The 13565-nt window shown below is 63.2% G+C and carries 10 protein-coding genes and 4 tRNA genes; 11 read left to right on the top strand and 3 right to left on the bottom strand.

Annotated features, from left to right (window positions below; all coding sequences use genetic code 11):
* Window positions 1–215: 215 nt before the first annotated feature.
* The 9 genes from IMX18_RS16775 to IMX18_RS16735 all read left to right on the top strand — a co-directional run bounded on the left by IMX18_RS16775 (window position 216) and on the right by IMX18_RS16735 (window position 6150).
* Window positions 216–773, top strand: coding sequence for a CvpA family protein (locus IMX18_RS16775; RefSeq protein ID WP_013971612.1), 558 nt, complete (start codon window positions 216–218; stop codon window positions 771–773).
* Between the two features lie 42 nt (window positions 774–815).
* A complete protein-coding gene (gene purF, locus IMX18_RS16770; RefSeq protein ID WP_013971613.1) occupies window positions 816–2321 on the top strand; it encodes an amidophosphoribosyltransferase in 1506 nt (501 codons plus the stop codon).
* A 16-nt stretch (window positions 2322–2337) separates the two neighbouring features.
* Complete coding sequence (locus tag IMX18_RS16765) at window positions 2338–3549, top strand: O-succinylhomoserine sulfhydrylase (RefSeq protein ID WP_003258500.1); 1212 nt, start codon at window positions 2338–2340, stop codon at window positions 3547–3549.
* Window positions 3546–4319, top strand: coding sequence for an SDR family oxidoreductase (locus IMX18_RS16760; RefSeq protein ID WP_013971614.1), 774 nt, complete (start codon window positions 3546–3548; stop codon window positions 4317–4319). Before IMX18_RS16765 ends, IMX18_RS16760 begins: the two co-directional genes overlap by 4 nt.
* 178 nt (window positions 4320–4497) lie before the next feature.
* A tRNA-Val gene (locus tag IMX18_RS16755) sits at window positions 4498–4573 on the top strand.
* Window positions 4574–4639: 66 nt separating this feature from the next.
* Window positions 4640–4716, top strand: a tRNA-Asp gene (locus IMX18_RS16750).
* 99 nt (window positions 4717–4815) lie between these two features.
* Window positions 4816–4892 (top strand) — tRNA-Asp (locus tag IMX18_RS16745).
* 141 nt (window positions 4893–5033) lie between these two features.
* A tRNA-Asp gene (locus IMX18_RS16740) sits at window positions 5034–5110 on the top strand.
* 200 nt (window positions 5111–5310) lie between these two features.
* Entirely contained in the window at window positions 5311–6150 is an 840-nt protein-coding gene (locus tag IMX18_RS16735; protein ID WP_015269439.1) for a DUF2242 domain-containing protein, read from the top strand.
* 206 nt (window positions 6151–6356) lie between these two features.
* Here IMX18_RS16735 and IMX18_RS16730 read toward each other — a convergent pair whose 3' ends face one another.
* Window positions 6357–7226: a DMT family transporter gene (locus IMX18_RS16730; RefSeq protein ID WP_217190293.1), complete on the bottom strand. Its 870-nt coding sequence runs from the start codon at window positions 7224–7226 to the stop codon at window positions 6357–6359.
* A gap of 121 nt (window positions 7227–7347) precedes the next feature.
* Here IMX18_RS16730 and IMX18_RS16725 point away from each other — a divergent pair, with 121 nt between their 5' ends.
* A complete protein-coding gene (locus tag IMX18_RS16725) occupies window positions 7348–8757 on the top strand; it encodes an aminotransferase-like domain-containing protein (protein ID WP_217190291.1) in 1410 nt (469 codons plus the stop codon).
* 350 nt (window positions 8758–9107) lie between these two features.
* On the opposite strand, the gene IMX18_RS16720 is transcribed toward IMX18_RS16725, so the two are convergent.
* Both IMX18_RS16720 and IMX18_RS16715 read right to left on the bottom strand, forming a co-directional pair.
* Window positions 9108–10148: an AraC family transcriptional regulator gene (locus IMX18_RS16720; protein ID WP_015269441.1), complete on the bottom strand. Its 1041-nt coding sequence runs from the start codon at window positions 10146–10148 to the stop codon at window positions 9108–9110.
* A 4-nt stretch (window positions 10149–10152) separates the two neighbouring features.
* A complete protein-coding gene (locus tag IMX18_RS16715) occupies window positions 10153–11271 on the bottom strand; it encodes a nitrilase-related carbon-nitrogen hydrolase (RefSeq protein ID WP_013971619.1) in 1119 nt (372 codons plus the stop codon).
* 191 nt (window positions 11272–11462) lie between these two features.
* Here IMX18_RS16715 and IMX18_RS16710 point away from each other — a divergent pair, with 191 nt between their 5' ends.
* Entirely contained in the window at window positions 11463–13499 is a 2037-nt protein-coding gene (locus tag IMX18_RS16710) for an NADPH-dependent 2,4-dienoyl-CoA reductase (protein ID WP_015269443.1), read from the top strand.
* The last annotated feature ends 66 nt before the right edge of the window (window positions 13500–13565 follow it).

Raw genomic sequence — 13565 nt, 5'->3', positions numbered from 1 at the left:
GGGCCCTTGTAGGAGCGGCCTTGTGTCGCGATCGGGCCGCATGGCGGCCCCAGCGATTTTGGCTGTGTCCGAGATCCTTGGGGCCGCTGTGCGGTCCGATCGCGACACAAGGCCGCTCCTACAGAAGTGCGCATGCTAATCCACCCGACATTCCGCTTACTCCCAGCCCGCCGCTCTGTTAAAATGCGCCGCCTCAAACGTCTGCAGGCAGCACCGTGGCATTTACCTTGGTTGATTGGGCGATCATCGCGATCATCGCCGTCTCCACACTGATCAGTCTCAAGCGCGGCTTCGTCAAGGAAGCCTTGTCCTTGCTCATCTGGATCATTGCCGGTGCGGTTGCCTGGATGTTCGGCGGTTCGCTCTCGGTGTATCTTGAAAGCTACATCCAGACGCCGTCGATGCGCGTCATCGCCGGCTGCGCCATTCTTTTCGTCGCCACCTTGCTGGTGGGGGCCATGATCAACTTCCTCATCGGCGAGCTGATTCGCGTGACCGGGCTGTCCGGCACCGATCGTTTCCTGGGCATGGCCTTCGGCGCCGCGCGCGGGGCCCTGCTGGTGGTGGTGGCCATCGGGCTGATCAGCCTGGGGCCGGTTCAACAAGACACCTGGTGGCAGGAATCACGCCTGATACCACAATTTCTCTTGGTTGCCGACTGGTCGAAAAACCTGATCCTGGGTTTTACCGGCCAGTGGACACCCAGTGGGCTGATCGGCACTCCAGCTGATCTTCCGTTCAAGGAACAGTTGCTCGGGCCGGCAAAGCCCTGAGCACTATTCACTCAAGTTTCGTCAAAGTAGGGGTTGCGTCGCATGTGTGGCATCGTCGGTATCGTCGGTAAGTCGAACGTCAATCAGGCGCTGTATGACGCGCTTACGGTCCTCCAGCACCGCGGCCAGGACGCTGCCGGTATCGTGACCAGCCATGACGGCCGGTTGTTCCTGCGCAAGGATAATGGCCTGGTGCGCGACGTGTTCCAGCAGCGCCACATGCAGCGCCTGGTCGGCAGCATCGGTATCGGCCACGTGCGCTACCCGACGGCGGGCAGCTCGACCTCTGCCGAGGCGCAGCCGTTCTACGTCAACTCGCCGTATGGCATCACCCTGGCACACAACGGCAACCTGACCAACGTCGAGCAGCTGGCCAAGGAGATCTACGAGTCCGACCTGCGCCACGTCAACACCAACTCCGACTCGGAAGTACTTCTGAACGTGTTCGCCCATGAGCTGGCGGTGCGTGGCAAGCTGCAGCCGACCGAAGAAGACGTGTTCGCCGCGGTTTCCCACGTGCACAGCCGCTGCGTTGGCGGTTACGCCGTGGTGGCGATGATCACCGGCTACGGCATCGTCGGCTTCCGCGACCCCAACGGCATCCGCCCGGTGGTGTTCGGCCAGCGTCACACCGACGAAGGCGTGGAATACATGATTGCTTCGGAAAGCGTGGCCCTGGACGTCCTCGGCTTCACCCTGATCCGCGACCTGGCGCCGGGCGAAGCGGTGTACATCACCGAAGAAGGCCAGTTGTACACCAAGCAGTGCGCCGAAGCACCAAAGCTGCAGCCGTGCATCTTCGAGCATGTCTACCTGGCCCGTCCGGACTCGATCATGGATGGTGTGTCGGTGTACAAGGCCCGTCTGCGCATGGGTGAAAAACTGGCCGACAAGATCATGCGCGAACGTCCCGAGCATGACATCGACGTGGTCATCCCGATCCCGGACACCAGCCGCACCGCGGCCCTGGAGCTGGCCAACCGTCTGGGCGTGAAGTTCCGCGAAGGTTTCGTCAAGAACCGCTACATCGGCCGTACCTTCATCATGCCAGGCCAGGCCGCGCGCAAGAAATCGGTACGCCAGAAGCTCAATGCCATCGAACTGGAGTTCCGCGGCAAGAACGTGATGCTGGTGGACGACTCGATCGTGCGCGGCACCACCTGCAAGCAGATCATCCAGATGGCCCGTGAAGCCGGCGCCAAGAACGTCTACTTCTGCTCCGCAGCTCCTGCCGTGCGCTACCCCAACGTCTACGGCATCGACATGCCGAGTGTTCACGAACTGATCGCCCACAACCGTACCACCGAACAGGTGGCCGAGTTGATTGGCGCCGACTGGCTGGTCTACCAGGACCTGCCGGACCTGATCGACTCGGTCGGTGGCGGCAAGATCAAGATCGATCAGTTCGATTGTGCGGTGTTCAACGGTGAGTATGTCACTGGCGATATCGACGAAGCCTACCTCGACCGCATCGAGCAGGCTCGTAACGACCTGGCCAAGGCCAAGAACCAGGCGGTCAGTGCGATCATCGACCTCTACAACAACTGATTTCGGGAGCGACGGCATGACGGATCAATGGGATGCCGGACGACTGGACAGTGACCTCGAGGGTGTCGGTTTCGACACCCTGGCGGTGCGCGCTGGTCAAAACCGTACACCGGAGGCCGAGCACAGCGAAGCGCTGTTCCTGACCTCCAGCTATGTGTTCCGCACGGCTGCCGATGCGGCCGCACGCTTTGCCGGCGAAACGCCGGGGAACGTCTATTCGCGCTACACCAACCCGTCGGTGCGTGCCTTCGAGGAGCGCCTGGCGGCCATGGAAGGCGCCGAGCAGGCTGTGGGCACCTCCACCGGCATGGCGGCGATCCTCGCCGTGGTGATGTCGCTGTGCAGTGCCGGTGACCATGTGCTGGTGTCGCAGAGTGTGTTCGGCTCGACCATCAGCCTGTTCGAGAAGTACTTCAAGCGCTTTGGCGTGCAGGTGGACTACGTGCCACTGGTCGACCTCGCCGGCTGGGAAAAGGCCATCAAGGCCAATACCAAGCTGCTGATCGTCGAATCGCCGTCCAACCCGCTGGCAGAGCTGGTCGACATCACCGCGCTCAGCGAAATCGCCCATGCCCACGGCGCCATGCTGGTGGTGGACAACTGCTTCAGCACCCCGGCGCTGCAGCAGCCGCTGAAGCTGGGTGCTGACATTGTGTTCCACTCGGCCACCAAGTTCATCGACGGCCAGGGCCGCTGCATGGGTGGCGTGGTTGCCGGCCGTGCCGAGCAGATGAAAGAAGTGGTGGGCTTCCTGCGTACCGCAGGCCCCACCCTCAGCCCGTTCAACGCCTGGATCTTCACCAAGGGTCTGGAAACCCTGCGCCTGCGCATGCGTGCGCACTGCGAAAGCGCCCAGCTGCTGGCCGAATGGCTGGAGCAGCAGGAGGGCGTGGAGAAGGTGCATTACGCCGGCCTGCCGAGCCACCCGCAGCACGAACTGGCCAAGCGCCAGATGAGTGGCTTCGGTGCGGTGGTCAGCTTCGAGGTGAAGGGTGGCAAAGAAGGCGCCTGGCGCTTCATCGACGCTACCCGGGTGATTTCCATCACCACCAACCTGGGTGACAGCAAGACCACCATCGCCCACCCGGCCACCACCTCCCACGGTCGCCTGACGCCGCAGGAGCGTGAAGCCGCGGGTATCCGCGACAGCCTGATCCGGGTTGCCGTGGGCCTGGAAGATGTGGCCGACCTGCAGGCCGACCTGGCGCGCGGGTTGGCGGCACTGTGATTGAAATCCGCGGCGGTACGCCCGGCCATAACGGCCGGGTAGCCCTGGTGACCGGTGCCGCACGCGGCATCGGCCTGGGTATTGCCGCCTGGTTGATCTGCGAAGGCTGGCAGGTGGTGCTCAGCGACCTTGACCGCCAGCGCGGCGCAAAGGCGGCCAAGGCGCTGGGTGACAATGCCTGGTTCATCACCATGGACGTTGCCGACGAGGCCCAGGTCAGCGCCGGGGTGTCGGAGGTGCTGGGGCAGTTTGGTCGCCTGGACGCGCTGGTGTGCAATGCGGCCATCGCCAACCCGCACAACCAGACCCTGGAAAGCCTGAGCCTGGCGCAGTGGAACCGGGTGCTGGCGGTCAACCTCAACGGCCCGATGCTGCTGGCCAAGCATTGTGCGCCGTACCTGCGTGCGCACAATGGGGCGATCGTCAATCTCACGTCCACCCGGGCGCGGCAATCCGAACCCGATACCGAGGCCTACGCAGCGAGCAAGGGCGGGCTGGTGGCCTTGACCCATGCCTTGGCCATGAGCCTGGGCCCGGAGATTCGCGTCAATGCGGTGAGCCCGGGCTGGATCGATGCCCGTGATCCGTCGCAGCGCCGTGCCGAGCCGTTGACCGAGGCGGACCATGCCCAGCACCCGACGGGCAGGGTAGGGACGGTGGAAGACGTGGCGGCCATGGTTGCCTGGCTGTTGTCTCGGCAAGCGGCGTTCGTCACCGGCCAGGAGTTCGTGGTCGATGGCGGCATGACCCGCAAGATGATCTACACCTGAGCCTTGTGCATATCTTGTACCGGCCTCTTCGCGGGTTTACCCGCGAAGAGGCCGCCACAGGCAACCGCACCGCTTTTGCGCTTTTCTGAAAAAAATTCAATGGGGCTATTGACTTAGCTTCGCCACCTGCGTAAATTTCGCGGCCTCAGCGAAGCAAACGCAACAAGCAACATCGCGAGGGTGATTAGCTCAGCCGGGAGAGCATCTGCCTTACAAGCAGAGGGTCGGCGGTTCGATCCCGTCATCACCCACCACTTCCTGAGATGTTCCTGGTGCTTCAGGTTTCGCAAGAAACCGATAGCCAGAGAGGAACGCACTGCGCAGCGGTAGTTCAGTCGGTTAGAATACCGGCCTGTCACGCCGGGGGTCGCGGGTTCGAGTCCCGTCCGCTGCGCCATTTTTCAGTATCAGATGGGTGCCTGGCACCGGTCTGAAGCCACAAGGTAAACGCCTTGGGCTGATCCCAGTTTCAATCGGGCGAAAGCCTGAACGATACGCAGCGGTAGTTCAGTCGGTTAGAATACCGGCCTGTCACGCCGGGGGTCGCGGGTTCGAGTCCCGTCCGCTGCGCCATCTTCGTTTCAAGGTCCCTTGAACACCTTGAAGAAAACACAAAAGAAGCGATCACGTTATCGCTTTTTTTGTGCCTGTCCTGAGGCCATCGCGCCGGAAGGGTAGACCCAGGTTTCAATCGGGCGCAAGCCTGAATGATACGCAGCGGTAGTTCAGTCGGTTAGAATACCGGCCTGTCACGCCGGGGGTCGCGGGTTCGAGTCCCGTCCGCTGCGCCATCTTCGCTTCGAGGCCCCTTGAACGTCTCGAAGCAACGAGAAAGCGACCTTAGGGTCGCTTTTTTCGTTTCTGCGTCTGGCAATTGCCGCCCTTGACCCAGATTTACACGAACCTGACAGACTCTTCACCGATCAGCGGTTCCTGTGCCTGCCTGCTGTGTTGCACAATAGGCACCTTCTTGACTTACCCGGAATTCGCAATGACCAGATCTTCCGTCTTTGGTGCGCTCGGGCTGGCCCTGGTGCTGGCGGGCGTGACCGGTTGTTCCTCGAAAAAAGCCGCCGTCTACGAGCACGAGAACTTCGATGACTCGGGCACCTTCTCGCGCAGCTTCCCGGTGAGCGATGCCGGCTCCTGCGAGGCCGCCCGACGCGCCTTGCTCAGCCAGGGTTACATCATCACCAGCAGCGGCGCCAACCAGGTGGTGGGCAACAAGAGCTTCCAGCAGAACAGCGAGAACCACCTGCAGATCAGTTTCAACGTCACCTGTGCGCCGGATGTGAGCGACGAGCAGCGTTCGACCATGTTCGCCAACGCCTTGCAGGACCGCTACGCGCTGAAAAAGTCCAACACCTCCGCCAGCCTGGGGGTTGGTGTACTGGGGTCGGTATCGATGCCGATCGGCTCCAGCGACGACTCGATGGTCAAGGTGGCCAGCGAGACTGTGACAGCGGCGCAGTTCTATGATCGCTATTTCGCCTTGGTTGAGAGCTACTTGCCAAAGCCCAAGGCTAGGCAGGAGAGCAAGGCCAAGGTCGAGGAGCCCGCACCGCAGGTCGACGCGCCAGCGGCTGCCTTGGGGCTGCCGGAGCCGGCCGCCGCAGCGCCGGTGGCACCGGCCCCGGTTGCTGAGCCTTTGGTTGATGCGGCGCCAGCCCCGGCCCCTGTAGCCCCGGCCAGCGAGGCGGTAGCAGCGCCGGTGCTGGATGACAGCCAGGGCTCGCAGCCAGTGGCACCGCCGGCTGAGGCTGCGCCTATTGAAGTACAACAGCAAGCACAGCCTGCCGAGGCCGCTGAGCCCGCGTCCCCCGCCCTCTGATGGCTTGCCTGTAGGGGTAAACCGCTCCCACAGGTACTGCGCAGTTCTCAACATCTGCGCAGTACCGCCATGGGGCAAAATCCTCCGTGCCCATGAACTTGGCCCTGTGCTGTGCAACTGCCCCGGTGCGAACAGCTTACGGAGGTCCCCAAGGCGCGCTGCGGCTTGGCGAAGCCTTCCCAATTCGCTTTTTTCTGGATCGACATCTACAAGGCGTACTTCTTGGCCCCGGCAACACAGATGACAGCCCCCAGCGTCACCACAAGCATCATCCAGCTGACCTGTTCGTGCAGCAGCAACGCTGCCAGCCCAAGCCCCATGAACGGCTGAAAGAGTTGCAACTGGCCCACTGCTGCAATGCCACCCTGGACCAGCCCTCGGTACCAGAACACAAAACCGATCAGCATGCTGAACAGTGAAACGTAGCCGAGGCTGAACCACGCAGGGGCGCTTACTTTGGCGAAGGCATCTGGTGTCGGAAGATTAGTGATTGTCAGTAGTAGCATCAGCGGCAACGCCACCAGCAACGCCCAACTGATCACCTGCCAACCCCCCAACGTCCGCGACAGCCGCGCCCCTTCGGCATAACCCAACCCACAGACGATGACCGCCGCCATCATCAGTAAATCGCCCAGCGCCGATGCCTCCCCACCATTCATAACCGCATAACCAACGACGATTCCGGCACCCGTCAACGAGAACAACCAGAACAGTGGTCGAGGTCGCTCACCGCCCCGCAGCACGGCAAACCCTGCGGTACACAGCGGCAGCAGCCCGACAAAGACAATGGAATGCGCAGAGGTTACATGCTGCAGGGCCAGTGCCGTCAGCAGCGGGAAACCGATTACCACGCCCAACGCTGTTACCGCCAATGACCACAGGTCACCGCGTTCAGGGCGAGGCTGGCGCAGCACAAGCAAGAAAAGCGCCCCCAACAGAGCGGCAATCGTTGCCCTGGCACAGGTCAGGAACGTCGGTTCGAAGGCCGTCACTGCCACACGGGTGGCCGGCAGCGAGCCGGCGAAGATGGCGACGCCTATGAAGCCGTTGATCCATCCGCTTGTTGATTTTTCCATCGCCCAGTCCTCGATAAGTCTGGGTTCAGTACATCACTGACGCGTTCACCAAGGCCATGTACAATCCAATACAGTTTGACCGAACTGTTATGCACATTAATCCAGCACAGTTGAGGGTGCGATGAAACGCAGTGGAACGCTGATTCGGACCGTCATGGGTGAGGTGCAGGCGAGGATAGCCTCCCGGACCTACACACCCGGTACGCGGATCCCTTCGGTCCGGGCAATGGCGCAGGCCATGCAGGTATCGGTTTCTACCGTCCTTGAGGCCTATGAACGGTTGATGGCAGAGGGGGTGCTCAGCGCCCGCCCTGGCTCTGGCTACTACGTGGCAGGGCCCGTGGCGCCCTTGGCACTGACCGAACTCGGCCCCAGGCTCGATCGTGAGGTCGACCCGCTGTGGATCTCGCGCCAGTCTCTTGAAACCTCCAGCGATGCGCTGAAACCAGGGTGCGGGTGGCTGCCTGCCTCCTGGATGTACGAAGCCGGCATGCGTAAAGCGCTGCGAGTCGCTGCCCGTTCCGACACGGTAAAACTGGCCGAGTACGCGTCGCCGCTCGGGCATCCGCCGCTCAGGCAGTTCCTGTCGCGACGGCTGGCTGGCATCGGCATCGAAGCCCCGCTGGAACAGATCATGCTCACCGAATCGGGCACCCACGCCATCGACCTGATTTGCCGTTTTCTGCTGGAACCGGGGGACACGGTCCTGGTCGACGACCCCTGCTATTTCAATTTTCACGCACTGCTCAAAGCCCACAGGGTGAACATTGTCGGGGTGCCCTACACGCAGACAGGCCCGGACATCGAGGCGTTCGGCGCAGCCCTGCTCAGGCACGTACCCAGGTTGTACATCACCAATTCCGGCATCCACAACCCAACCGGGGCCAGCCTGTCCCCGGTCACCGCGCACAGGCTGCTGAAGCTGGCCGACACCTCTAGCCTGGTGATCGTGGAGGACGACATCTTCGCTGATTTCGAGAATACGCCCGCGCCACGGCTGTCTGCCTTCGACGGCCTCTCGCGTGTGATTCAGATAGGCAGCTTTTCCAAGACCATCTCTGCTTCAATCCGATGCGGCTACATCGCCGCCCGTGGTGAATGGATCGAGAGCCTGGTCGACCTGAAGATCGCGACCACCTTCGGCGGCGGACGCTTGGCCGCGGACATCATCTATCAAGCGATTACGGATAGCGGGTACCGAAAACACATGGAAGGTGTCCGCCACCGGTTAGGCGAGGCAATGGACAGAACGGTGCCGAGGCTTCAGGCCATTGGTATCAAGCCGTGGATAATTCCCCAGGCAGGCATGTACCTCTGGTGCCAGCTCCCTCAAGGCAAGGATGCAGCAACGCTGGCCAGGACCTGCCTGAATGAAGGTGTAGTGCTGGCGCCCGGTAATGCGTTCAGCCAATCCATGACGGCGGGGGATTTCCTGCGCTTCAACGTTGCTCAATCGGGTGACGGCAAACTCTACGAAGTGTTGAAAAGGGCGCTGAGTGCGCAGTCGCCAGAGCACTTAGTGCCTGGCTGAGCTTGTCATGGGGCACACCTGCGGCGACAGAAATGGCTATGGCATGCTTGCGCACTGCACGAGGGAGCGCAGCCAGCACTGCGCACGCGTAGTTCGGCTTGGGCCTGCCGTCTAAAGCCTGCATGACCTACAAACGGCTAATATCAAGTAGCACGGGGCTAACGATTGCTGGGCACCGGATCATAAGCTTGTCATGATTCCTTCATCCTTCCTGCCTAGGGTGAGGCGACAGTTACCAGGAAAAATGAATGAAGAGGGCTTAGGGCTATGGACGAATACCAAGAAGAACTTCTCGAATTCCAGGCTTATGAACTGGACACCCCGGAACCGGCTGACGACGCTACAGAGCTCTAGCCTGCCCGCCGCTGGCTGCGGCGAAACTCTCCCGGTGTAAGGCCCGTCCAGCGCTTGAACGCGCGCTGGAAGGCCTCGGCCGACGCAAACCCCAGCAGATAGGCAATCTCGCCGAAGGCCAACTCCGTATCGCGAATATAGGTCTCGGCCAGGTCGCGCCGTGTTTCACTGAGCAGGTCGCGAAAGCGCGTGCCTTCCTCGGCCAGTTTGCGGCGCAAGGTCCAGGTCGGCAGTTGCAGGTGCAGCGCCACTTCTTCCAGGTCCGGTTCACGGCCACCATTTAGCAACGGGCCCAGCAGGTGGGTAATGCGCTCACCCAGGCTGCGCACCCGCGTACGCTGCAGCATTTCCGCCTCGCACAGCTGCAGCAGGTGCTGCCAGGTGCTCGGGCAATGCCTGGGGTTGGCCAGCTGCAGCGTGGCCCGGCTCAGGCGCAGCTGGTTACCAGCGGCCGCGAACTGCACGGGTGTGCTGCACAGCGGCTGGTAGCGCGCGGCATAGGCGGGTGCGGCGAACTCGATGTCCATATGTTCGGCCTGCACCGCCGTACCGGCCAGGTCGGCAAGCTGGGCGAGCCAGCCGGCAAGTAGCGAATCGACCACGAAACGGTTGTAGGCGTTGTAGGGGCTGATGGAGTAGAAGCGCAGCCAGGCGCCCTGGGCATCTTCCTGAAAACTGGAGTGGCCTCGGTAGTTGGCCGCATACAGCGGCTCAAAGCGCAACAGGGTACGTGCCGCCTCGCCCAGGTTCGGTGCCTGGGCAGCGGTGACCCCGGCCAGGCCGGCATGCGCCAGGCGGCTCAGGCGCCCCATGTGCAGGCCCAGTGCGGCCTCGCCGCACAGCTCGATGGCAGCGTGCCCAAGGTGCATGTAGCGCGGGATCGACAAGCGCGCACCGGCTTCGCCCAGGCGTGCCGCGTCCAGGCCATAGCGGCGCAGCAGCGGCTCGGGGTCGTGGCCCAGTTCACGCAGGGCCTCGGTCAGCGGCTGGACAAAACCAACCGACAGGTCACCCAGGCGCACGCGGGGGCGGGCCATGGGCTTACAACCACAGGTTCAACAGGCGGGCTCCAGGGCTGGGGGTGCCTGCCAGCAATTCACCCGCCTGGCGGGCAAAGCCCTGGCCGTCGCTGCCCTGTTCCCAGAACTGCCCACGCATGAACACGCTCATGCTGCTGACGCTGGTTCCGGCCGATTGGGTCAGTCGCTGCCATGCAGCCTGTTCGCTGACTTCGCCGCGCCGCAAGGGCAGCCCGGCGCTGGCATCCTGATGGCGATTGCCGCGCCAAGGCGCTTGCCAGCTGCCCTTGCCGCTGAGGAACACCGGGTTGGCGATCAGTTGTACTGCCTGTTGGGCCAGTTGTTGGTGGTTTTCCGGGTACCAGCTGTCGCTGCCCACCAGCACGCCCAGGCGCCCGGCAGGGGTTTGCAATACCTGCAGCGGGTGCTGGCGGCCATCATGTACATAGCGGCGCATTTCGCTGTCGGGGAACTGCTGGCGTTGCGGTTGGCCCAGCAGCGAGCCGTCGCCGGCGAACACCACGCTGCTGTTGAACAGCGGGCCGCTGCCGGCATGCAGCACGCCCTGTTTCACGTAGGGGGCGGGCAGTACGATAGAGCCGGCCACCAGGGTGACATTGAATTCCTTGGCCAGGCCACCGAACAGTTGCTGGTAGTCCGCAGCCATCTGCTCGGCTTTCATGCGCAGGTGCGCGTCGGCGCGCCAGTCGTCCCCGTCGGCACGGAGCATGGCCAGGCCATAGCGCAGCGGGTTGCTCAGTTCCAGCCATTGCAGAGCTTCGCGGCTTTGCGTGACTTGATAAAGCTCGTTTTTTTCGCCACGCGCCCACAGCCAGGTGCCGATGTGCTCGGGTAGCACCACCACCGTGCGCGGGCCGACCAGCCCTTGGGTGCGGGCTTGCTCCAGGTAGGCCGCGAGCTTGCGGTGCAGGCGCTGCAGGTTCTGGTAGTCGCCCGGGAACAGCAGCGGTTCGACGCCAAGCAGGTTGCCGTGCTCGCCCGGCACGCCATGGTTCAGCGCCAGTTCGATGCGCAGGTCGGACAGGTAATGGCCTTCCGGGCGCTGCTGGGTCCAGAAACCGTAGCCGCAGAGGGCGGCGATCATCACCAGCGCCAGGGCGCTTGCCAGGAGTTTTCGCATGAAGCAGGACAGCGCCTTGGAAACAAGAGTTTCCTAGGGTAGTCGCGCTGTGCGCGAGGATCAATAACTTGTCAGTTTCGATCATTGAGCCCGTTCAAACGTCTGTTTAATGTCGCAGGCAGACAAACGACGGGGTCCGCCAGCCGGTGAGGCACCCGCATTCCGTGAATACGCCACCTGGGGACCTTTCCATGGCCGCCGACCGCTACCCGCACCTGCTCGCACCGCTGGACCTGGGCTTCACTACCTTGCGCAACCGCACCCTGATGGGCTCGATGCACACCGGCCTCGAAGAGCGCCCGGGCGGCTTCGAGCGCATGGCGGCGTACTTTGCCGAGCGCGCCCGCGGTGGTGTCGGCCTGATGGTTACCGGCGGCATCGCGCCCAACGATGAGGGTGGGGTGTATTCCGGGGCGGCCAAGCTCAGCACCGAGGAAGAAGCCGACAAGCACCGCATCGTCACCGAGGCGGTACACGCTGCCGGCGGCAAGATTTGCCTGCAGATCCTGCATGCCGGGCGCTACGCCTACAGCCCGCGCCAGGTGGCGCCCAGCGCGATCCAGGCGCCAATCAACCCGTTCAAGCCCAAGGAACTGGACGAGGCGGGTATCGAGAAGCAGATCGCCGACTTCGTCAATTGCGCGGTGCTGGCCCAGCGCGCCGGTTACGACGGCGTCGAGATCATGGGTTCGGAAGGCTACTTCATCAACCAGTTCCTCGCCGCCCACACCAACCACCGCACCGACCGCTGGGGTGGCAGTTATGAAAACCGCATGCGCCTGGCGGTGGAGATCGTCAGCCGGGTGCGCGGCGCGGTCGGGCCGAACTTCATCATCATCTTCCGCCTGTCGATGCTCGATCTCATCGAGGGCGGCAGCACCTGGGATGAAATCGAGCTGCTGGCCAAGGCCATCGAGAAGGCCGGCGCGACCTTGATCAATACCGGCATCGGCTGGCACGAAGCGCGTATACCGACCATTGCCACCAAGGTGCCGCGCGCGGCATTCAGCAAGGTCACCGCCAAGTTGCGCGGCGTGGTGAACATTCCGCTGATCACCACCAACCGCATCAATACTCCGGAGGTGGCCGAGGCGGTGCTGGCCGAAGGCGATGCCGACATGGTCTCGATGGCACGCCCGTTCCTGGCCGACCCGGACTTCGTCAACAAGGCCGCTGCCGGTCGCGGCGACGAGATCAACACCTGCATCGGCTGCAACCAGGCCTGCCTGGACCATACTTTCGGCGGCAAGCTGACCAGTTGCCTGGTCAACCCGCGTGCCTGCCACGAGACCGAGCTCAACTACCTGCCTGTGCGCACCGTGAAGCGCATTGCCGTGGTCGGCGCAGGCCCGGCCGGCCTGGCGGCGGCCACGGTGGCGGCCGAGCGCGGCCACGCGGTGACCCTGTTCGATGCCGCCAGCGAGATCGGCGGGCAGTTCAATGTGGCCAAGCGGGTACCGGGAAAGGAAGAGTTCCATGAAACCCTGCGTTACTTCCGCAACAAGGTCAAAAGCACGGGCGTGGACTTGCGCCTGAACACCCGGGTCAATGTGCAGTCCCTGGTGGACGGTGGCTACGACGAGATCATCCTGGCCACCGGCATCGCCCCGCGCACACCGGCCATCCCCGGTGTCGAGCATGCCAAGGTGCTCAGCTACCTCGACGTGCTGCTCGAGCGCAAGCCGGTGGGCAAGGCTGTCGCGGTGATTGGCGCGGGTGGCATCGGTTTCGACGTTTCCGAGTATCTGGTGCATCAGGGCGTTGCCACCAGCCAGGACCGTGAGGCGTTCTGGAAGGAGTGGGGTATCGACACCCATCTGCAGGCGCGTGGTGGCGTGGCCGGGATCAAGGCCGAGCCGCATGCCCCGGCGCGGCAGGTGTACCTGTTGCAGCGCAAGAAATCCAAGGTGGGTGACGGCCTGGGCAAGACCACTGGCTGGATTCACCGCACCGGGTTGAAGAACAAGCGGGTGCAGATGCTCAACAGCGTCGAGTACCTGGGCATCGACGATGCGGGCCTGCACATTCGCGTGGCCGATGGCGAGCCGCAGGTACTGGCGGTGGACAACGTAGTGATCTGTGCCGGGCAGGAACCGCTGCGCGAGCTGCAGGACGGGCTGGTGGCGGCGGGGCAGTCGGTGCACCTGATTGGTGGGGCCGATGTGGCGGCCGAGCTGGATGCCAAGCGGGCGATCAACCAGGGTTCGAGATTGGCGGCTGAGCTCTGAGATCGCCGGGGCCGCTTTGCGGCCCATCGCCGGCAAGCCGGGCTCCCACAGGTACAGCGTGATGCT

This window comes from Pseudomonas shirazica (genome assembly GCF_015168335.1).
Lineage (GTDB): Bacteria > Pseudomonadota > Gammaproteobacteria > Pseudomonadales > Pseudomonadaceae > Aquipseudomonas > Aquipseudomonas asiatica.
The sequence above is the reverse complement of the archived record's forward strand: the minus strand, read 5'-3'. Positions and strand labels throughout refer to the sequence as shown.